Genomic DNA, 19,405 nt, shown 5'->3' with positions numbered 1-19,405 from the left:
ACAGCCTCCCTTTGCGTTGACGCCCGGCATGGGAAAGGAAGCGGGCGATCGCCTAGTAGCCCAGCGAGCGGCCAGCCATCCTTTCCAGCCGGGCAACGCGGTCGTCCATCGGCGGGTGGGTGGCGAAGAGCTTCTTGGCCCCGCCAAGGAACGGGTTGGCGATCATGAGGTGCGAGGTGTTGACCAGGCGCTGGTCATCGGCCGGCAGCGGGGCGCGCTGCACCCCGCTCTCGAGCTTGCGCAATGCCGAGGCCAGCGCCAGCGGGTCGTTGGTCAGCTTGGCGCCGTCCTCGTCCGCGTCGTATTCGCGGGTTCGGCTGATGGCCATCTGGATGACGGTGGAGGCCAAGGGCGCCAGCAATGCCAGGGCGATCATGGCCAGGGGGTTGGCATTACGGCGGTCGCCGCCGCCGAAGAAGAGCATCATTTGGGCCACGGACGTAATGACTCCGGCGACGGCCGCGGCCACCGAAGAGGTGAGGATGTCGCGGTTGTACACGTGCATGAGCTCGTGGCCCAGCACCCCGCGCAACTCGCGTTCGTTCAGCAGCTGCAAGATGCCCTCGGTGCAGCACACCGCGGCATTTTCCGGGTTGCGCCCGGTGGCGAAGGCGTTTGGCGCTTGGGTCGGCGAAACATAGAGGCGCGGCATGGGCTGTTGGGCGGCAATGGAGAGCTCGCGCACGATCCGGTGCATCTCGGGCTGTTCTGCCTCGGTGACCGGGTAGGCCTGCATTGAGCGGATCGCCAGCTTGTCGCTGTTCCAGTATCCGTAGGCGGTGGTCGCCACGCCGATAAGGGCGAAGATCCAGATAAAACTGCTGCTTCCGGTCCCCGAAGCCAGCAGGGCGCCAATGGCCAGCAGCAGCGCGAACATGCCGCCGAGCAACCCCGCCGTCTTCAGGCCGTTGTTGTGATTGTGCACCGTGGTTCTCTCCTTGGGGTACGGTCCGGCCGCCGGGGGCCGGGTCTGGCATTCAGTCTAGTAAACGCACCTGAGAGCGTGCTTTGTTCCCGCCGGGGATTCGGTCTCAGGGAGCTGGGTGCCGCGCGTCGTACCGCAGGAATCCCGGCTCCCAGCGCATCAATGCGGCGGCTGCAACGATGCAGGCGATGCCGCCGGCCAGCAGGGTCCACCCCTCGCCGATGCCCCCTGCCACCGAACCGGAGAGCATTTCCCCCAGCCGTGGCCCGCCGGCGACCACGACGATGAATACACCCTGCAGGCGCCCGCGCAGGTGGTCGGGAGTGGCGGCCTGCAGGATGGTGGTGCGAAAGACCGAGGAAACGGCGTCCGCGACGCCGGCCAGCGCCATGCAGGCGGCCGCGGGCCAGAGCCAGGCTCCGGCCGAGCCGTCGGACGGGACCGGGCTGCGTGCGGCCAGGATGACGACCATGCCGAAAAGCCCGATGCTCGCACCCCACGCGCAGACGCAGAGAAACACTGCCGCGCCCTGGCGGTGGATCCGTCCCACGGGCCCGGAAAACAGTCCCGCCAGGAACGCGCCCATGGCGGTTGCAGCCAGGAGAACGCCCATGGTCAGTTCACCGCCGCCAATGAGCACTGCGCCAATGGCGGGAAGCAGTGCCCGGGGTGCGGCCAGGACCATGGCCGCGATGTCGATCAGGAAGGTCATGCGCACATTGGGCTGGGTGCCCAGGAATCTGAAGCCCTCGATGACCGAACGCAGCCCTGCCCTGGCCGGCGTGCCCTCCGGGGGCAGTGCCGGCAGCTTGTAGACGGACCACACCGCGGCGCCATAGGTCAGCACGTCGATGGTGTAGGTCCAGCCGAAGCCAATCTGGGCCACCAGCAGCCCGCCGAGCAACGGGCCGATCATCTGGGCGATGCCGAAGGTGACCATGTTCAGCGAATTGGCCGCCGGCAGGAGCTTGAGCCCGACGATCGCCGGGATGATGGCTCCGCGGGTCGACTGGTTGATGCCCCCGGCACCGGAGTGGATGGCCACCAGCCCGTAGAGCACCCAGACGTTGTCCACGCCCAGCCAGGCCTGGGCTGCAATGGCAGCGGTGGTTGCCCACAGGACCATGGCGGAGGCCAACGCGACCTTGCGGCGATCGTGGGCGTCGGCGACGGAGCCGCCATACAGCCCCGTCAGCACCAGCGGCACCAGCGCGAAGGCGCCCAGCAGGCCGACGTAGAGGCTGGAGCCCGTCAGCGCGTAGACCTCGAGGCTGACCGCCACGAGGGTGAGTTGTCCGCCGACCGCCGAAAGCGTGTTGCCGATCCACAACCGCTTGAAGGCCGGGCTTTGGCGCAAAGGTGTCAGGTCGGCAAGGAGTCGGGCCACGGATCGAGTCTAGCGACATGCTCGAGGACTCCAGCGACATGCGCGACGACACGCCCCTCTTATCTTGACATATTCAAAATAAGACGGTGGAATGGATCACATGGACTATTCGGCACAGATGCGCGAGCTGGGGCTGCGGGTTACCCGCGGACGCCTTGCCGTGCTCGATGCCGTGGAGAGCCACCCGCACTCCTCGGCGGAGAGAGTTGTCGCCGCGGTCCACCAGGCGTTGCCGGATGTTTCCATCCAGTCCGTCTACAACGTGCTTAATGATCTGACGGAACAAGGCATATTGCGGCGGTTCACTCCGCCGCACTCAGCGGCCCTCTATGAGACCCGCGTCAATGACAACCACCATCACGCCATTTGCACCAGTTGCGGCCGGATCGAAGACGTGGAATGCGCGGTGGGCCACGCCCCCTGCCTGACCCCTTCGGACAGCCACGGCATGGAAATCCAGATTGCCGATGTCCTTTACCAGGGCATCTGTGAAGACTGCAGGAAAACCGGCGCGGCCTAGCCGCCCGCCGGGGAAGCCGGCAGAAGAGTTACCAACCCACATGAAGAAGGAGAATCTCTTGAGCGAGAACTTCACCACCACCCAGAGCGGCGCCCCCGTTGCCAGCGATGCCCATTCGCTGACCTCCGGCCCGGACGGCATTACCGCCCTCCACGACCGCTACCTCGTCGAGAAGCTTGCCGCGTTCAACCGCGAGCGCGTGCCGGAGCGCAACCCGCATGCCAAGGGCGGCGGAGCCTTCGGTGAATTCACCGTCACCGAAGACGTCTCGAAGTACACCCGTGCAGCCGTCTTCCAGCCGGGCGCCAAGTCCGAGACGCTCTTGCGCTTCTCCTCGGTCGCCGGCGAACAGGGCTCCCCTGACACCTGGCGCGACGTGCGCGGCTTCGCACTTCGCTTCTACACCACCGAGGGCAACTACGACGTCGTGGGCAACAACACCCCGGTGTTCTTCATCCGCGACGGGCTCAAGTTCCCCGACTTCATCCACTCGCAGAAGCGCATGGGCGCCTCCGGGCTGCGCGATGCCGACATGCAGTGGGACTTCTGGACCCACTCCCCCGAGTCCGCACACCAGGTGACCTACCTGATGGGCGACCGCGGCCTGCCGACCTCCTGGCGCGAAATGAACGGCTACGGCTCGCACACCTACCAGTGGATCAACGCCGAGGGCGAGCGCTTCTGGGTGCAGTACCACTTCCACTCCCGCCAGGGCGTGCACAACATGTCCAACGAAGAGGCCGAGAAGCTTGCAGGCTCCGACGCCGACTTCTACCGCCGCGACCTGTTCGACAACATCGAGGCCGGCAACTTCCCGACCTGGGACGTCAAGGTCCAGATCATGCCGTACGAAGAAGGCAAGACCTACCGCTTCAACCCGTTCGACATGACCAAGGTCTGGCCGCACGCGGACTACCCGTTGATCCCGGTTGGCCACTTCACGCTGAACCGCAACCCGCGCAACTTCTTCGCCGAGATCGAGCAGGCAGCGTTCTCCCCGTCGAACCTGGTCCCGGGCATCGACATCAGCCCGGACAAGATGCTGATGGCCCGCGTGTTCTCCTACCCGGATGCACAGCGCAACCGCATCGGCACCAACTACAACCAGTTGCCGGTCAACCAGCCGCACGCGGCCACGGTCAACAACTACATGCATGAGGGCTCCATGCAGTACCACTTCAACGACGCAGACGCCCGCGTCTACACCCCGAACTCCTTCGGCGGCCCGGCTGCACAGCCCGAGCGCGCCGGCGAGGGCGGCTGGGAAACCGACGGCGAAATGGTCCGCTCCGCGCAGACCCTGCGCTCGGAGGACGACGACTTCGGCCAGGCAGGCACCCTGTACCGCGAGGTCTACGATGCAGCTGCCAAGGAGCGCTTCCACGCGACCCTGCTGGGCCAGTGCCAGGGCATCACCATCGAGTCCATCCGCGAAGGCTTCTTCCAGTACTGGACCAACGTCGATGCGAACCTCGGTTTGATCCTGCGCAACGCCTACGCTGCAGGCGTTGCCGGCTCCACCGACGGCGCCGCGGAAATGGCCGGCAAGGCCTAACCTGCCACCGTTGGCATCTCAACGACGACAAAGCGGCCCGTCCTCCTTCGGGAGGGCGGGCCGCTTTGTCGTCGATCCGGGACCGAAAGTTAAGAAGAACAGGGACCCGCCTTTTCCGCTACTTCGAAAAATACGGGTCCCTGCCCAGGTACAGCTTAGCCCGGCGAACTAGTCCCGGGAGATCCTGACCATTTCCTCGCGCTCCACGACCTTGATTCGGGCCCGGTCGACCGGTCCGTTGGAAGTCTGCGTGGGGGTCGCTGCGATGCCGAGGGAAATCTCGTGCGCGTCCAGCTTCTTCCAGCCCTCCCAGGTCGTGTATTCAACACCGCGCGACTCCAGCAACTTGATGATCGCGTCCTCGTCGGGGTTTGACGCAACCGGCAACGACAGTCGGTCCTCCAACAGGTTCCCGATGGTCTCCAGGGCATCGCCCTTGGTGTGGCCGATCAGGCCCACGGGGCCCCGCTTGATCCAACCCGTGGCGTAGAGCCCCGGCACGTGGGAGCCGGCGGCGTCCAGCACCCGTCCGCCCTCGTTGGGGATGACTCCGCGCTTGTCGTCGAACTCGATCTCCGCAAGTTCGGAGCCGAGGTAGCCGATGGCGCGGTAGACCGCCTGGACCGGGTACTCGACGATCTCGCCGGTGCCCCGCACGTTGCCGGTGCCGTCGAGTTCCTGGCGCTCGAACTTGATGCCGGCGACCTTGCCGTCCTGGCCCAGCACCTCGATCGGGTTGTGCAGGAAGTGCAGGTGCAGGCGGCGCGAGGCGCCGGTGTCCTGTTCCTCCACGATCCAGTTGGTCAGCGTGTTGACCATGGTCTTGACCTGGTTGTTGGACTTGATCAACGCATCGGAGGCCTCGTCGAACTCGAAATCCTCCGGGTAGAGCACGATATCGACATCCCGGCTGTGGCTCAGTTCGCGCAGCTCCAGCGGGGTGAACTTCACCTGGGCGGGCCCGCGGCGCCCGAAGATGTGCACGTCGGTGACCGGGGAATTCTTCAGGCCCGCGAAGACGTTCTCCGGGATCTCGGTGACCAGGAGGTCCTCGGCGTGCTTGGAGAGCACGCGGGCCACGTCCAGGGCCACGTTGCCGTTGCCCAGGACGGCGATTTCCTTGGCCTCCAGCGGCCAGGTGCGCGGCACGTCGGGCTGCCCGTCGTACCAGGAAACGAAGTCCGCGGCCCCGAAGGACCCCTCCAGGTCGATGCCCGGGATGTCCATGCGGGCATCCTTGATGGCACCGGTGGCGAAGATGACCGCGTCGTACATGTCGCGGATGTCGTGCAGCTTCAGGTCGCGTCCGTAGGTCACGTTCCCCAGGAAGCGGATGTCCCCGCGGTCCAGGACCTTGTGCAGCGCATTGACGATTCCCTTGATGCGCGGGTGGTCCGGGGCCACGCCGTAGCGGATCAGGCCGTAGGGCGCGGGGTAGGCATCGAGCAGGTCGATGCTCACCTCGAATTCGCGCTCCGCCTTGGTGAGAATGTCGGCAGCATAGACGCCAGCCGGCCCTGCCCCGATGATGGCGACACGGAGCGGGCGAACTGCTGAATCGGACACGAGGGGTTCCTTCCGGAGAATGTTCATGGGGCGCACAAATAGCGCACGCCACGCTAGTCTAATTGGCCACGACCCCTAAACGTGAACCGGTGTGCGCATGCTCACGCTCCCCGGGTCCGGATCCGCACGAAGCAGGCCCCCGGCATGCCGGGCCCGAGCGGCCCGTCATCCGGGGAGTTCGGTCCCGCGATAGGCTCGGTTCGGCGCACAGGCTGCGCACCGATCCCCGACCAGCGTGCACGCGCACCCGGAATGGAAACCATGCAATCCCGGTTGAAGAGACCATGACCCCTACGCCCTCCCCGGCCACCGCGGCTTCGAGCGCCCCCGCAAACGAACGCAACGCGGGATTGCTCCAGGGCCTGGGCGCCTACGGCCTGTGGGGAATGCTTCCGCTGTATTTCCTCACCATTGCCATCGCCTCCCCCGTGGAAATCGTTGCCGGGCGCATCGTCTTTTCGCTGGTCTTCTGCGCGGTCCTGCTGCTGGTGACCAGGAACTGGCGTCGGTTCATCGCGCTGGGCCGCGACCGCCGGGCCATGGCACGCCTGAGCGTGGCTTCGGTCCTCATCGCGGTGAACTGGCTGACGTACACCTACGCGGTGCTCAACGGTCACGCGGCGGAAGCCGCGCTGGGGTACTTCATCAATCCCCTCGTGTCGATCGCCCTGGGTGTGCTCTTCCTGAAGGAAAGGCTGCGCCGGATGCAGTGGGTGGCCATCGGGTTCGGCCTTGCCGCCGTCACGACGCTGTCGTTCGCCTACGGCAACGTGCCCTGGGTTGCGCTGGTGCTGGCGTTCTCCTTCGGCCTGTACGGCTTCGTGAAGAACCGGGTGGGCCGCACCGCCACCGCGCTGACCTCGCTGAGCATGGAGACCGCGATCCTGGCACTCCCGGCCCTCGGGTTCATGGCCTGGCTGGTTGCCACGAACACCGACACGGTGCTTTCCTCCGGACCTGCGCACTTCTGGCTGATGGCCTCCAGCGGGATCATCACCGCTGTTCCGTTGCTGCTCTTCGGGGCTGCCGCTCGCCGTCTGCCCCTGACCACCATCGGCACCCTGCAGTTCCTGGCCCCCATCCTGCAGTTCATCGTGGCGCTGGTGGTCTTCAAGGAACCCATGCCGCCGGAGCGCCTCATCGGCTTCTCGCTGGTCTGGGTCGCGGTGATCCTGCTGTGCATCGACATGGCGCGCTTGCCCCGTCGCATCGTGCCCGTCAAGGTGGCATAGGCAGTCCATTCCCGGGAGCATCGACGTCGCAAGACGTGCCGGGCGCCCCTCCGTTTCCCAGCCGCCTCGCTTGGTGCCCGCCGGGCCCGGGCACGAAGAAAGGAGCCGGTCGGCTGTCCCCATGAACTGGACAACCTTCCGGCTCCTTTCCCGGTCTTGCGCTAGCGCATGGGCTAGGCGCGCATGGGCTAGACGTTGGCGCGGATGGCCTTTTCGAGCACCTCGAACGCCTCGGCCAGCAACTCGTCGCCGATGACCAGTGGAGGAAGCAGGCGGATGACGTTGCCGTAGGTGCCGCAGGTCAGGATCAGCACGCCCTCGGCCAGGCAGTCGGCGGCAATCTTCTTGGTGATCTCCGCGTCCGGCTCGGTGCCTCCGGCCTTGACGAGCTCGATGGCCACCATGGCGCCGCGTCCGCGGACATCCCCGATGACCGATACCTCGGACTGGAGCTTGCGCATGCGGGTGAAGAACTGTTCCTCGATCTCGCGGGCACGGGAAGCCAGGTCATGCTCTTCCATGTAGCGGATGGTCTCCAGCGCCGCCGCCACGGCAACCGGGTTGCCGCCGTAGGTGCCGCCCAGGCCGCCCGGGTGGACCGAGTCCAGTAGGTCGGCGCGGCCCACGATTCCCGAGAGCGGCATGCCGCCGGCGATGCCCTTGGCCACGGTGATGATGTCCGGGACGATGCCCTCGATGTCCGAGGCGAACCAGGCGCCGGCGCGGCAGAAGCCTGCCTGCACCTCGTCGGCCACGAAGACGATGCCCTGCTCCCTGGCCCATTCGGCCAGACGGGGCAGGAAGCCCTCGGCCGGGACGATGAAGCCGCCCTCGCCCTGGATGGGCTCAATGATGATGGCGGCGATCTGGTCGCCGCCAATCTGCTTCTCCATGGCCAGGATGGCTCGTTCGGCGGCTTCCTTGCCGGAGATGTTCGGGTTTTCCTCGCGGAAGGGGTAGCTCATCGGCATGCGGTAGATTTCCGATGCCAGCGGGCCGAAGCCGCGCTTGTAGGGGGCTGCCTTGGCCGTCAGGCCCATCGTCAGGTTGGTGCGGCCATGGTACGCGTGGTCGAAGGCGACCACCGCGGTGCGGCCGGTGGCCACGCGGGCCACCTTGATGGCATTCTCCACGGCCTCGGAACCGGAGTTGAAGAAAACGGCCTTCTTGGCGTGGGTGCCCGGGCTGATCTCGGCAAGCTTCTCGGCCAGCTCCACGTAGCCCTCGTACGGGGTGACCATGAAGCAGGTGTGGGTGAAGCGGGCCGCCTGTGCGGCGACGGCTGCTGCGACCTTCTCGTTGGAGGCGCCGACGGACGTCACCGCGATGCCCGAACCCAGGTCGATGATCGCGTTGCCGTCGACGTCCACGATGATGCCGCCGTCGGCGTCCGCCACGTAAACGGGCATGGCCGATGCCACGCCCAGGGCGACGGCGTTGGTGCGGCGGGCCGCGAGCTCCACCGACTTGGGGCCGGGGAATGCGCCGTTGATGTGTCGCTTTTGCTCGATGCGGTAGGTGATGCCCATGAACGTTCGGTCCTTTCCCGGACCTGGCTCCCGGTGCCGGGACCGCTGCGGCCCCGGCACCGGGGGCACCATGGAACCCGGTGTCTTGGTGGTCTTTACTACCCAGTAGCCTATGCCGCGCGCAACAGCGCCCGCCAGTGAATTTGGCACAGTCGGAATCCCGGATTCCAGTGCAAGTGCACAGGCGGGATCGGGCTCTCCCCTTAAGCACGATCGGTCCGCTGCGGCTGCAGGAAAATCCTGCTGCCGCAACGGACCGATCAATGGATTGACGTATGGCTACACGTCGGAGCCCTTAGAGTTCCGGCGCGTTTTCCTGTGGCAGGTGACCCTCGTCCTCGGGGTGCCTGGCCAGGTTGACCAGGGCGAGCCCCAGCCCGCCCCACACTGTCAGGATGGAGATCACCAGAAAGGTGATTGCGATGGGAGTCATCGTCCTTCCTCCTTTTCTTCCGCGGCGATCAGGCCCGCGTATTCGGGGTCGTGGTGCAGCTTGGATTTGGGGCTCCACGGGATGAGCGTGAGCACCACGGCCACGACAACCAGAGCGGCGGCCATGCCCCAGCCAAAGACGCCGACAAACCATGCCGGGTAGTCCTCGTAGGTTGTCCCGATCTTCGAAATGAACTCGTTGATCAGGATGTAGCCCAGCACCACCGGCGCCACCACTGCGACCAGGCCGATCCAGACGGTGCGCATGCGCACCGAGGAGACCTTGTTCAGGTGGTCCGAGAGCATGGGCAGCTTGCGCAGGACCCAGGCAACTAGGATGACGGCAACCAGCGCGCCGGCCAGGATGCCGAAGCTGTTCACGAAGGCGTCAAAGGTGTCAAGCAGATACAGGCCGGTGGCGGTCGGGAAGAGCAGCAGCGAAATGAACGCCACCGGGATGCTGACCGCCAACGAGGCCTTCACTCGCGGCCAGCCCATTTTGTCCTGCACCGCGGCGACAATGACCTCGAGGATGGAGATCAGCGAGGTGATCCCGGCGAAGACCAGGGAACCGAAGAATAGTACGCCCATCAGCCCACCCAGCGGTGCCTCCGAGACGATCGTCGGGAAGGCGATGAAGGCGAGCCCGATGCCGGGCACCGCGACGTCGCCCACGGCAGAGCCGGCGGTGAACGCCATGAAGCCCAGCGCGGCGAAGACGCCGATGCCGGCGAGGATCTCAAAGCCGGAGTTGGCGAACGCGACGACCATGCCCGAACCGGTCAGGTCTGTCTTGCGCTTGAGGTAGGAGGAGTAGGTGACCATGATGCCGAAGGCCACCGAGAGCGAGAAGAAGATGTGGCCATAGGCTGCCGCCCACACGCCCGGGTCGCCCAGTGCGGCCCAGTTCGGGGTGAAGAAGGCGTTCAGTCCATCGATGGCACCAGGCAGGAACAGCGACTGGGCAACCAGCAACACGAACATCACGATGAGCAGCGGCAGGAAGAAGCCGTTGGCCCGAGAGATGCCTTTGCGCACGCCGGCGACCATGATGCCGATGACGGCGATCCAGGTGATCAGCAGCGGCCAGAAGACACCGGGCACGAAGTTGAAGCCGACGTTGACCGTCTCGGAGACCCCGAGGAATTCGCCGGTGAAGAAGGAGCCGGCATCGTCGCCCCAGGCCTGCGTCACCGAGAACCAGGTGTACATCGCGGCCCAGGCAATGATGACCGCGTAGTAGATGGCGATGATGAAGCAGACGAGTACCTGCCACCATCCCAGGACCTCGGCGCCGCGGTGCATGCGTCGGTAGGCCAGCGGCGCGGAACCGCGGAACTTGTGCCCGATCGCGTAGTCGAGGAAGAGCAGCGGGATGCCCGCGCTCAGCAGTGCGGCAAGGTACGGAATCAGGAAGGCGCCACCGCCGTTTTCGTAAGCGATGTACGGGAAGCGCCAGATGTTCCCGAGGCCGACGGCCGAGCCGATGGCGGAAAGAATGAAGAGTTTTCGCGAGGAGAAGGTTTCCCTGCCCACGGGTGCCGCCAGTGGCGTCCCGCCCGAAGATGCTGTGGTCATGCACCTACGTTAACCCAAAACTCGACCTGACTATAGGTGTTGGCCGTTTTCATATCCCGTTTCGGGTGCTGCCCGTCGTACTAATGCACAAAATGTTTCATAGTATTGGTGCATGGCCATCACGCTGCTGAAACTTCTTGAGTCCCAAAACCTGGGTCTCAGGGCCCACACGGACTTTTCCGGCGTGGGCCAAACCCCCATCGAATGGGCGGCCGTCACCGAATTGCGCGACCCCTCGCCGTTCCTGACCACCGGAGCCATCGTGCTCACCACCGGCCTGCGGCAAACCACGATCGCCAACCAGGAATCCTTCGTCCAGACGGTGCACGGCGCCGGGGCCCTCGCCCTGGGCTATGGCACCGGCCTGAGCCACCGCAGCGTGCCCGCGGCGGTGATCCGCAGGGCCACCGAGCTGGGGCTGCCGGTCTTTGAGGTTCCCTACGAAACCCCGTTCATGGCCATCACCAAGCTCATTGCCGATGCGCTGAACGAAGACCACCTACAGCGGCTGGAACAGCTCCTCAAGGGCCACCAGCGACTGGCTTCCACGCTGCTCACCGGCGGGTTGCGGGCCATGTTGCGCGAGCTCTCCCGCATGCTGGGCACCGCGGTGGCACTGACGCAATTCGCCGCCCGGATCCACGGGCCGGAGCTCGGTGGCGAATCCTGGCACGAAGTGCCCATCGCGACCGGCCTTCGGGACAAGTGCACCCTGCATCTGGCCGAGCCCTGCGAACACGACGGACTCGTGGATTACGCCCAGGGCCTGATCGGGCTGGAATTGGCCAACCAGGCGCGGCTGCGCGAATCCACCAGGCTGGTCGCGGGGCTGGCGTTCTCGGACCTTTTGGCCGGAACCCTCACGGGTTCCGAGGCCAACGCCCGGCTGCAGGGAATCGGCATCGATCCCGTCCAGCCTCACTCGGTGGTGCTGGTGGCCGCGGCCCCGGGACAGGAAAAGGCACTGCGCACCCTGCCCATTCCGCCGCAATTCCAGCATGTCGTCTCGGCCGTCGTCGATGGCCGCCTCGCGCTGGTGGTGGCACTGCAGGATGGCGCCGAGCTGGCCGACGGGATCGATAGGTACCTCCAAGGTGCGGGCATCGGGGCGCGCGTGGGCTTCGGCGGCGGTTACGCCCAACCCAACGGCCTGCGCTGGAGCTTTTTCGAGGCCATCGAGGCCCTGCGCCACGGAGACCGCATCAACACCCCCTCCAAGCTCTCGCTGACGTCCCTGCTGCTCGCTGCCCGCGACGTCCCGCTGCATGCCCTGGCGCAGGAAGCCCTGGAACCGCTGCAGATCTTCGACAAGAAGCACTCGGCCGAGTTGTTGGGCACATTGCGCAGCTACCTGGAACTCGACGGAAGCGTCGGAGCAGTGGCCGATGCCCTGGGTTTGCACCGCAATACCGTCCGATACCGGCTGCAGCAGATCAGTGAGCTCTCCGGCTACGATCCAACGACCACCGCCGACCGCGTGCAATTGTGGCTCGCGCTCACTGCCATGGACTTGAACTAGCGGACCGCCCGATAGGATGGATGGCATGGCTGAAATGTTCCTTGAGAAGTTCCGTTCGCTGGTTCCGCTGTACCTTGAGGACGAGTGGCAAGTTGAGGACGGACTCACCGAGTCCGAGCTCGATGACGCACTGTCCGGGGTCTCCTCCCCGATCCCCCTGGTGCTGCGCGAGTTTTACCTGGCGCTGGGCGGCTGCGAGGACCTCATGGAGGCCTACCACTACTTCTTTGACCCGGACGAGCTGGAGGTCGAGGACGGCTACCTCTTGTTCCTTGAGGACGAAGAGGAGAAATACGTGTGGGGCATCCGCGTGGACCAGCTCGAGGTCCCGGACCCGATCGTGTACCGCCGCCAGAACGCCCGCGGCATCTGGAAGTCCGAAGAAGGCACCTTCAGCGAATACGTCCTGGACATGTTCAGCTGGGTCTTTGACGAACTTTCCCCCGAGCTGAACAACTAACGCCGGTTTAATGGACGGGTTGTGGAAATCGCACGCTCCGCAGGACTACCTCTGCCCGTTTTGCGAGCTGCTTGCCGGCGGCGACCTCTCCCCCGGCAACCGCTGCGTTCCAAGTGACCTGATCTACCGCACCGAGGCCGTCGCCGTCATCATGGCGTGCGACGGTTTCGGGCCCTACGGGGGCCACGCGATGGTCATCCCGGCGGACCACCATGAGGCGCTCTACGACCTTCCCGACGAAGTTGCAGCGCAGATCATGTTGGAAACCAGGCGCATTGCCCTGGCCATGAAGCTGGCGTGGAACCCCGAGGGAACCAGCACCCGGCAGCACAACGAACCTGCAGGGAACCAGCATGTGTGGCACTACCACCAGCACGTCTTCCCGCGCTTCCCTGACGACAACCTCTACGGCCACCTGCGCCACGCCGTCCCTCCGGCCGAACGCGCACAAAAGGCCGCCCAGTTGCGGGCGGCCCTTGGCGAGGGAGACCTGTGGGGCCAGGGCCCCGAACGGTTCCGTTTCTAGGTTTTTAGTGCGCGTGCCCTAGAGCTCGCGCGTCACCACGGCATCGGCAAACGCTGCCAGGGATTCCTTGACGGTACCCTCGGGCAACGGGGCCAGGGCCTCGATGGCGGCATCCGCCCACTGCCGGGCCACGCCCCACGCCTGGTTCGTGGCCGGATTGCCGGCAACGGCTTCCACTGCACGGGCCAGGGCCGCGTCCTCGGCCAGGTCTCCGTCAACCAGCTCCAGCACGGCGGCGGCATCCTTGTCGCCGGCGGCTGCGGCATCCCGCATGAGCAGGATCGGCAACGTCGGCACGCCCTCGCGCAGGTCGGTTCCCGGCGTCTTGCCGGAACGGATCTGCGCGCCGGTGACATCGATGACGTCGTCCGCCACCTGGAAGGCCACGCCTACCTTCTCGCCGTAGGAACGCAGCACCTCCACGAAGTTCTCCACCCCGCCGAAGAGCGCGCCGAAGGCACCGGAGGTCGCCAGCAGCGAGGCGGTCTTGTCGGAAATCACGTTCAGGTGGTGTTCGATCGGGTCTTCACCCTCGCGCGGTCCCACTGACTCGTGCAACTGGCCCAGGCACAGGCGTTCGAAGGTGCGTGCCTGCATGTGCACGGCCTCGGGGCCAAGCTCCGCGCCGAGCACCGAGGCGCGGGCAAAGATCAGGTCGCCAGTGAGGATCGCCACCGAGTTGCCCCAGACCTCGTGGGCCGTGGGTGCCCCGCGGCGCAGCGGCGCCGAATCCATGACGTCGTCGTGGTAAAGCGTGGCCAGGTGGGTCAATTCCACGATGGCGGCGGCCTTGATGACGTCCTCTGTCACGCCCTCGCCCAGCAGGGACGTGAGGATCACCAGCAGGGGCCGGATGCGCTTCCCCCCGGCCTCGACCAGGTGGCGGCTGGTGGCATCGATCAGCGGATCGGAGTTGGCGATGGCATCGCGCAACAGCTTTTCAACCTTGGCCAGGCCGGTGGCGATGGCCGGGCCGAACTCGGGATCCTGGGCAATCAGCCCAAAGCCGCCGGGGAGGTTGACGGCCGCAGCCAGCACGCCCGTCTCGGGGTTCAAATCAAAGGAGTCGTGCACGCCGTGTCCGGCAGCTGTCCAGTTTGTCTGGGAATCGGTCACTGTTCTAAGACTTACTATCTCTCGACGGTCGGCTCCAGCCGCGGCATGTGGCCGAATCTGGGTGCTGGTCGGTTGGCACCAGCTGCTCTAGTACATGGATCACTCTATCGCCATTCACTGCCCGGACGGCCTTTGTGCCGGTGGTGGCAGGTCGGATGCCCCGTGCGGCGGCCCGGAGCGCGGGACTAGGCCAGTGGTTTGGTGGCCCGGTGCACTGCCACGATACCCCCGGAGAGGTTGCGGTAGCGGCATGCTTCCCAGCCGGCGTCCTCGATCCACGAAGCCAGCCCGTCCTGGGCTGGCCAGGCGCGAATGGATTCCGCCAGATAGACGTAGGCGGTGGGGTTCGAAGAGATCTTTTTGGCCACCGGCGGAAGCGCCCGCATCAGGTACTCGGTGTACACGGTGCGGAACGGGGCAAAGGTGGGGTGTGAGAACTCGGCAATGACCAGGGTCCCGCCCGGCTTGGTCACGCGCAGCATCTCCGCCAGGGCCTTCTTGGGCTCATTGACATTGCGCAGGCCAAAGCTGATGGTGGAGGCATCGAAGCTGTTGTCCGCGAAGGGGAGGTTGGTGGCGTCCCCTGCCACGAAGTCGATGTCGGGGCGGCGGCGCTTGCCGACCTTGAGCATGCCCTGGGAGAAGTCGCACGCGACCACGCCGATGCCGGCGTCCGCGTATGGTTCCGAGGAGGTGCCCGTTCCGGCAGCGAGGTCAAGAACTCGCTGGCCGCGCTTGGCACCCACCGCGTCTACGACGATTTTTCGCCAGCGGCGGGTCTGGCCCATGGACAGGATGTCGTTCATCACGTCATAACGTGCGGCAACATCATCAAACATGGCTTGGACTTCTTCGGGGCGCTTTTCCAGCGATGCACGGCTCACCGTTTCATTGTCGCAAAGTTCGGCGGATAGGGGAAAACGCTCCTTCGGGCGCCAGCCGCGTGAGCAGCGACACGGTGCCTGCATGGAGCTCGTTTCCCGGCGGTAAGCTAGGCAGATCATGACTTCCCAACTTTCCGCCGTTCTGGGGGCACCTGCCCCGGGCGCAGTCCCGCAGTTGCGCTCGATCACCATCCAGCGACCGGCCATGAGCGAACACGGCTTGCTCGACTACGTCATCCGCGACGATTCCCTGGTGTGGTCCCGCCGGGGCGAGGGAACCGTCGGCTTCGGCCAGGTCGCGCGTTTTGAGGCCTCCGGTCCCGAGCGCTTCGCCGAGGCACGTGCTTGGTGGGATGCCGTGGCAGCAGCCTCCGAGGTCGAGGACAATGTGAACCAGGCCGGCACCGGGTTAATCGCCTACGGCACCTTCGCCTTCTCGTTCAGCAGTTCCTACGTCTCCCGGCTGATCGTTCCCAGGATCGTGGTGGGCCGCAACGATGCCTGCAGCTGGATCACCTACACGGTTTCAGACCCGGCGGCCGAGCTGAGCGTGGAAGCGGCGGAGGCGGAACTGGCGGCGCTGTTGGAGGACTACTCCCCGGAACACGAACTGGGCACCGGCATCGACCGGCTCGTGGCCGGCCAGATTTCCGAGGAATCGTACCTGGAATCGGTGCGCAAGGGCGTCTCGGTCATCGAATCCGGCAGCATCACCAAGTTGGTCCTTGCCCGCGACGCCGTCGCCGAGCTTGGTTCGCCGATCGCCGTCGCCCAGGTATTGCGCCAACTGGCCCTTCGCTACAGCGATTGCTGGACCTATTCAGTGGACGGGCTCATTGGTGCGACACCGGAAATGCTGGTCCGGGTGCGCGGTGACATCGCCGAGGCCCGCGTGCTGGCCGGCACCCTGGATCGCGCCACCGCGCCGAGCGGAGACGCCGACTATGCCCACCGCATGCTCCTCGAGGACGAGAAACAGCGTCACGAGCACCAGCTCGCCATCGACTCGCTAACCGAGCAGCTTGGCCCGCTCTCCTCCGGCATGGACGCACCGGACGAGCCCTTCGTCCTACAGCTTCCCAACGTCTGGCACCTGGCCTCGGATGTGAAGGCGACCTTGGCCGCCCGGGCGGACGGTTCGGTGCCCAGCATGCTGGATCTGGCGGAGGTCTTCCATCCCACCGCGGCGGTGTGCGGCACCCCCACCAAGGCAGCCGGGGTGATCCTGCGTGAACTCGAGGGCATGGACCGCGGACCGTATGCCGGCCCCGTGGGCTGGATCGACACGCGCGGCAACGGTGAATTCGGCATCGCCCTGCGTGGCGGGGTGATTGAATCCCCGACTTCCATCCGTCTCTATGCGGGTTGCGGCATCGTGGCTGCCTCGGATCCGGCGGCCGAGCTTGCCGAGTCCTGGGCCAAGATGCGTCCGATGCGCGAGGCATTGGGTCTTTAGTGGGTCCAGGACGCCCAAGACAACAATTGCACAACGGCGCTTGTTTACCCAGAGAAATAGTCTGTAGCCTGTGAGGCACATCTCACGGGTCTGCGCTTGCGGTTAGAATGATCTCCAACGCAAACCCTGCGAGCGATCACCTAGAGAAGGATCACACTCCAATGCGGATTTCATCAACCGTACTCAAGTCCCTGGCCGTGGCGGCAGTGGGCGCACTTGCCCTGACCGCCTGCGGCGGCAGCGAGACCCCCGCTGCTTCATCGGACGCCAACGCCCTGACCGTCCTCAACGCCGGCAAGCTGACCGTTTGCTCGGACATCCCCTACGAGCCATTCGAGTTCGTCAAAGACGGCAAGAACGTCGGCTTCGACATGGATATTGCCGCGGAAATCGCCAAGGACATGGACCTCGAACTTAATGTGATCGATTCCGGCTTCGACGCCATTGAATCGGGACTCTTCAGGACGCAGTGCGATATCGCGATTTCCTCGGTCTCCATCACCGATGCCCGCAAGGGAAACATGGATTTCTCCACCCCCTACATGGATGACGATCTGACTCTCGTCGCCAAGGAAGGCTCCGGCGTCACCGACCTGGAGTCCGCCAAGGGCAAGCAGATCGGCGTGCAGCAGGCCACCACGGGCGCCAAGTTCGCCCAGGAAAACGGTCTTGATGCCATCGGCTACGAAGACTCGGGTCTCCAGCTCGCTTCCCTGAAGGCCGGAACGACGGTTGCGACCTTGGGAAACCAGTCGGTACTTGGCTACGCCATCAAGGACGATCCGACGCTCAAGCGCGTTGCAGACTTCAAGACCGGCGAACAGCTGGGCATTGCAGTACCGAAGGGCTCGGCTGCCATGCTGGAGCAAGTCAACACCTCGCTCAAGCGCCTGACCGATGACGGTTCGCTCGCCAAGTTCACCGAAACCTGGTTCGGCGCGACCAGCTAACGTAACCCTCATTTGATGCAAGCACTCAGGCGAGGCCCTGGCTCCCGATCGGAACCGGGGCCTCGCTCTCTTTCACGAAAGGCTTCAATCCCATGGCCATGACTACTCGTCAACGCGCCCGATTAAGCAAAATCATCCAGATCGTCATCTTCGTCGGCGTCATCATTGCGGTGGTGCTCCAGGTCGACTGGAAGATCCTCGGCGACAATTTCTTCGCGTTCGACAAGCTTGGCCCCATCTTCCCCGAACTGATCACCGTCGGACTGAAGAACACCCTGTACTACACCGTCATTTCCTTTGCCTTCGGGCTGGCCCTCGGTCTGCTCCTCGCGCTGATGAAGATGGCCAGCTTCGCACCGTATCGCTGGTTCGCCACCGGTTTCATTGAATTCTTCCGCGGCGTACCGGCAATCCTGGTCCTGATCGCCTTGGGCTTTGGCGTGCCCACCGCGTTCCCCGGCACCAGCTGGCCGCAACCAGTGGTGGTCATGGTTGCCCTCGGTTTGGTGTCATCGGCCTACATCGCCGAGACGTTGCGGGCGGGTCTGCAAGCCGTTCCCAAGGGGCAGATCGAGGCGGCCAGGTCGCTCGGCATGCCCGCGTGGCGCGCCATGGTCACCATCGTGATCCCCCAGGCGTTCAAGATCGTCCTCCCTCCGATGACCAACGAAGTCATCCTGTTGACCAAGGACTCGTCCTTGGCCTTTATCTTGGGTGCGAGCATGGCACAGTACGAAATGACCAAGATCGGGCGCGACGGCATCACGTCCCTCGGGGCCGGAATCACGCCGTTGATTGTGGCCGGCGCCCTGTACCTGGTGATCACCATTCCTTTGAGCCTGATCGCTCGAAAGTTTGAATCCCGTTCTGCACGGACGAAGCGATAGGGGAATTACCTCATGACTGACAACAACACCCAAACCGCGTTCAAGGCATCGGGCGTGGACATCCGCGGCCTGCGCAAGTCCTACGGCGACAACGAAGTCCTCAAGGGCATCGACCTCGAGGTCAAGCCCGGCGAGGTCGTGTGCCTCATCGGCCCCTCGGGCTCGGGGAAGTCGACCTTGCTGCGCTGTGTCAACCTCCTGGAGCAGCCCAACGCCGGGATCATCCACGTGGGCGGATTCGAGGCCACCGACCTGGACGTGGACCTTGACACGATGCGCCAAAAGGTCGGTATGGTTTTCCAGCAGTTCAATCTGTTCCCGCACCTGACCGTGATGCAGAACTGCACGGTGGCACAGACCAAAGTCCTCAAGCGTTCCGCTTCAAAGGCGAAGGAAACCGCCCAGAAGAACCTCACCCGTGTGGGTCTCGGGGACTATGGCGATCGTTACCCGGACCAGCTCTCCGGCGGCCAGCAGCAGCGCGTGGCCATAGCCCGGGCACTTTCCATGGACCCGACGCTGATGCTCTTTGACGAGCCCACATCGGCGCTTGACCCTGAGACGGTCGGCGAGGTGCTCGCCATCATGCGTTCGCTGGCCAAGGCCGGCATGACCATGCTGGTGGTGACCCACGAGATGTCCTTCGCCAAGGAGGTCGCCGACCGCGTGGTGTTCATGGACGGCGGGGTCGTCGTCGAAGAGGGCGCCGCCAAGGACGTCATCGGCAACCCGCAGCAGCCGCGCACCCAGGACTTCCTCAGGCGCGTACTTGATCCCACCCACGTGGAGATCGCAGAGTAGGTCCTGCAGCGTCCGGGGGGCGGTTGGCATCCATGTGGATGTCCCAGATGAATTCGATCTTCGGGTGGGCCAGGGCGCGATC

Annotated in this window: 18 protein-coding genes; 10 read left to right on the top strand and 8 right to left on the bottom strand. The window is 65.0% G+C overall.

Translation table 11 applies throughout. The features are described 5' to 3' along the window. Positions 1–52: 52 nt before the first annotated feature. A complete protein-coding gene (htpX, locus tag OIU93_RS17930) occupies positions 53–925 on the bottom strand; it encodes a zinc metalloprotease HtpX (RefSeq protein WP_264271430.1) in 873 nt (290 codons plus the stop codon). Between the two features lie 106 nt (positions 926–1,031). Continuing rightward, a complete protein-coding gene (locus tag OIU93_RS17925; protein ID WP_264271429.1) occupies positions 1,032–2,312 on the bottom strand; it encodes an MFS transporter in 1,281 nt (426 codons plus the stop codon). A gap of 91 nt (positions 2,313–2,403) precedes the next feature. On the opposite strand from OIU93_RS17925, the gene OIU93_RS17920 reads away from it, so the two are divergent. Together OIU93_RS17920 and OIU93_RS17915 are read left to right on the top strand one after the other, a co-directional pair. Beyond that, a complete protein-coding gene (locus tag OIU93_RS17920; protein WP_264271428.1) occupies positions 2,404–2,832 on the top strand; it encodes a Fur family transcriptional regulator in 429 nt (142 codons plus the stop codon). Positions 2,833–2,872: 40 nt separating this feature from the next. Then, the gene (locus tag OIU93_RS17915; RefSeq protein WP_372342959.1) at positions 2,873–4,387 is read left to right on the top strand and encodes a catalase; all 1,515 of its coding nucleotides are present in this window, start codon (positions 2,873–2,875) and stop codon (positions 4,385–4,387) included. A gap of 168 nt (positions 4,388–4,555) precedes the next feature. On the opposite strand, the gene OIU93_RS17910 is transcribed toward OIU93_RS17915, so the two are convergent. Beyond that, positions 4,556–5,953 carry an FAD-dependent oxidoreductase gene (locus OIU93_RS17910; protein ID WP_264271426.1) on the bottom strand — a complete coding sequence of 466 codons (1,398 nt, stop codon included), beginning with the start codon at positions 5,951–5,953 and terminating at the stop codon, positions 4,556–4,558. Positions 5,954–6,237: 284 nt separating this feature from the next. On the opposite strand from OIU93_RS17910, the gene rarD reads away from it, so the two are divergent. Then, positions 6,238–7,185: an EamA family transporter RarD gene (gene rarD, locus OIU93_RS17905; RefSeq protein ID WP_264271425.1), complete on the top strand. Its 948-nt coding sequence runs from the start codon at positions 6,238–6,240 to the stop codon at positions 7,183–7,185. 188 nt (positions 7,186–7,373) lie between these two features. Here the strand turns inward: rarD and gabT are convergent, their stop codons facing one another. The 3 genes from gabT to OIU93_RS17890 form a co-directional block, all read right to left on the bottom strand. Further along, entirely contained in the window at positions 7,374–8,714 is a 1,341-nt protein-coding gene (gabT, locus tag OIU93_RS17900; RefSeq protein ID WP_264271424.1) for a 4-aminobutyrate--2-oxoglutarate transaminase, read from the bottom strand. Positions 8,715–9,009: 295 nt separating this feature from the next. Then, positions 9,010–9,147, bottom strand: a complete 138-nt coding sequence (locus OIU93_RS17895; RefSeq protein ID WP_264271423.1) for a methionine/alanine import family NSS transporter small subunit — start codon at positions 9,145–9,147, stop codon at positions 9,010–9,012. Beyond that, the gene (locus OIU93_RS17890; RefSeq protein ID WP_264271422.1) at positions 9,144–10,724 is read right to left on the bottom strand and encodes a sodium-dependent transporter; all 1,581 of its coding nucleotides are present in this window, start codon (positions 10,722–10,724) and stop codon (positions 9,144–9,146) included. Before OIU93_RS17890 ends, OIU93_RS17895 begins: the two co-directional genes overlap by 4 nt. Positions 10,725–10,836: 112 nt before the next feature. Here OIU93_RS17890 and OIU93_RS17885 point away from each other — a divergent pair, with 112 nt between their 5' ends. Genes OIU93_RS17885 through OIU93_RS17875 form a run of 3 tightly spaced genes read left to right on the top strand, consistent with a single transcriptional unit; the run spans position 10,837 to position 13,229 of the window. Then, the gene (locus tag OIU93_RS17885; RefSeq protein ID WP_264271421.1) at positions 10,837–12,243 is read left to right on the top strand and encodes a PucR family transcriptional regulator; all 1,407 of its coding nucleotides are present in this window, start codon (positions 10,837–10,839) and stop codon (positions 12,241–12,243) included. Between the two features lie 25 nt (positions 12,244–12,268). Next, the gene (locus OIU93_RS17880) at positions 12,269–12,703 is read left to right on the top strand and encodes a hypothetical protein (RefSeq protein ID WP_264271420.1); all 435 of its coding nucleotides are present in this window, start codon (positions 12,269–12,271) and stop codon (positions 12,701–12,703) included. Positions 12,704–12,713: 10 nt separating this feature from the next. Then, a complete protein-coding gene (locus OIU93_RS17875) occupies positions 12,714–13,229 on the top strand; it encodes an HIT family protein (RefSeq protein ID WP_264271419.1) in 516 nt (171 codons plus the stop codon). Between the two features lie 18 nt (positions 13,230–13,247). On the opposite strand, the gene OIU93_RS17870 is transcribed toward OIU93_RS17875, so the two are convergent. Then, the gene (locus OIU93_RS17870; RefSeq protein WP_264271418.1) at positions 13,248–14,345 is read right to left on the bottom strand and encodes a polyprenyl synthetase family protein; all 1,098 of its coding nucleotides are present in this window, start codon (positions 14,343–14,345) and stop codon (positions 13,248–13,250) included. A 185-nt stretch (positions 14,346–14,530) separates the two neighbouring features. Beyond that, on the bottom strand, positions 14,531–15,229 hold the full coding sequence (locus tag OIU93_RS17865; RefSeq protein WP_264271417.1) for a demethylmenaquinone methyltransferase: 699 nt from the start codon (positions 15,227–15,229) through the stop codon (positions 14,531–14,533). A 118-nt stretch (positions 15,230–15,347) separates the two neighbouring features. On the opposite strand from OIU93_RS17865, the gene OIU93_RS17860 reads away from it, so the two are divergent. The 4 genes from OIU93_RS17860 to OIU93_RS17845 all read left to right on the top strand — a co-directional run bounded on the left by OIU93_RS17860 (position 15,348) and on the right by OIU93_RS17845 (position 19,323). Further along, complete coding sequence (locus OIU93_RS17860; protein WP_264271416.1) at positions 15,348–16,685, top strand: isochorismate synthase MenF; 1,338 nt, start codon at positions 15,348–15,350, stop codon at positions 16,683–16,685. A 161-nt stretch (positions 16,686–16,846) separates the two neighbouring features. Beyond that, the gene (locus OIU93_RS17855; protein WP_264271415.1) at positions 16,847–17,635 is read left to right on the top strand and encodes an ABC transporter substrate-binding protein; all 789 of its coding nucleotides are present in this window, start codon (positions 16,847–16,849) and stop codon (positions 17,633–17,635) included. Positions 17,636–17,727: 92 nt separating this feature from the next. Beyond that, positions 17,728–18,522, top strand: a complete 795-nt coding sequence (locus OIU93_RS17850) for an amino acid ABC transporter permease (RefSeq protein WP_264271414.1) — start codon at positions 17,728–17,730, stop codon at positions 18,520–18,522. Positions 18,523–18,534: 12 nt separating this feature from the next. Next, positions 18,535–19,323: an amino acid ABC transporter ATP-binding protein gene (locus OIU93_RS17845; protein ID WP_264271413.1), complete on the top strand. Its 789-nt coding sequence runs from the start codon at positions 18,535–18,537 to the stop codon at positions 19,321–19,323. The last annotated feature ends 82 nt before the right edge of the window (positions 19,324–19,405 follow it).

Source organism: Paeniglutamicibacter sp. ZC-3, from assembly GCF_025847175.2.
In the GTDB taxonomy this organism is placed as follows: Bacteria; Actinomycetota; Actinomycetes; order Actinomycetales; family Micrococcaceae; genus Paeniglutamicibacter; species Paeniglutamicibacter sulfureus.
Note: the sequence above shows the minus strand (reverse complement) of the source record. Positions and strands in the feature narration are given on the sequence as shown.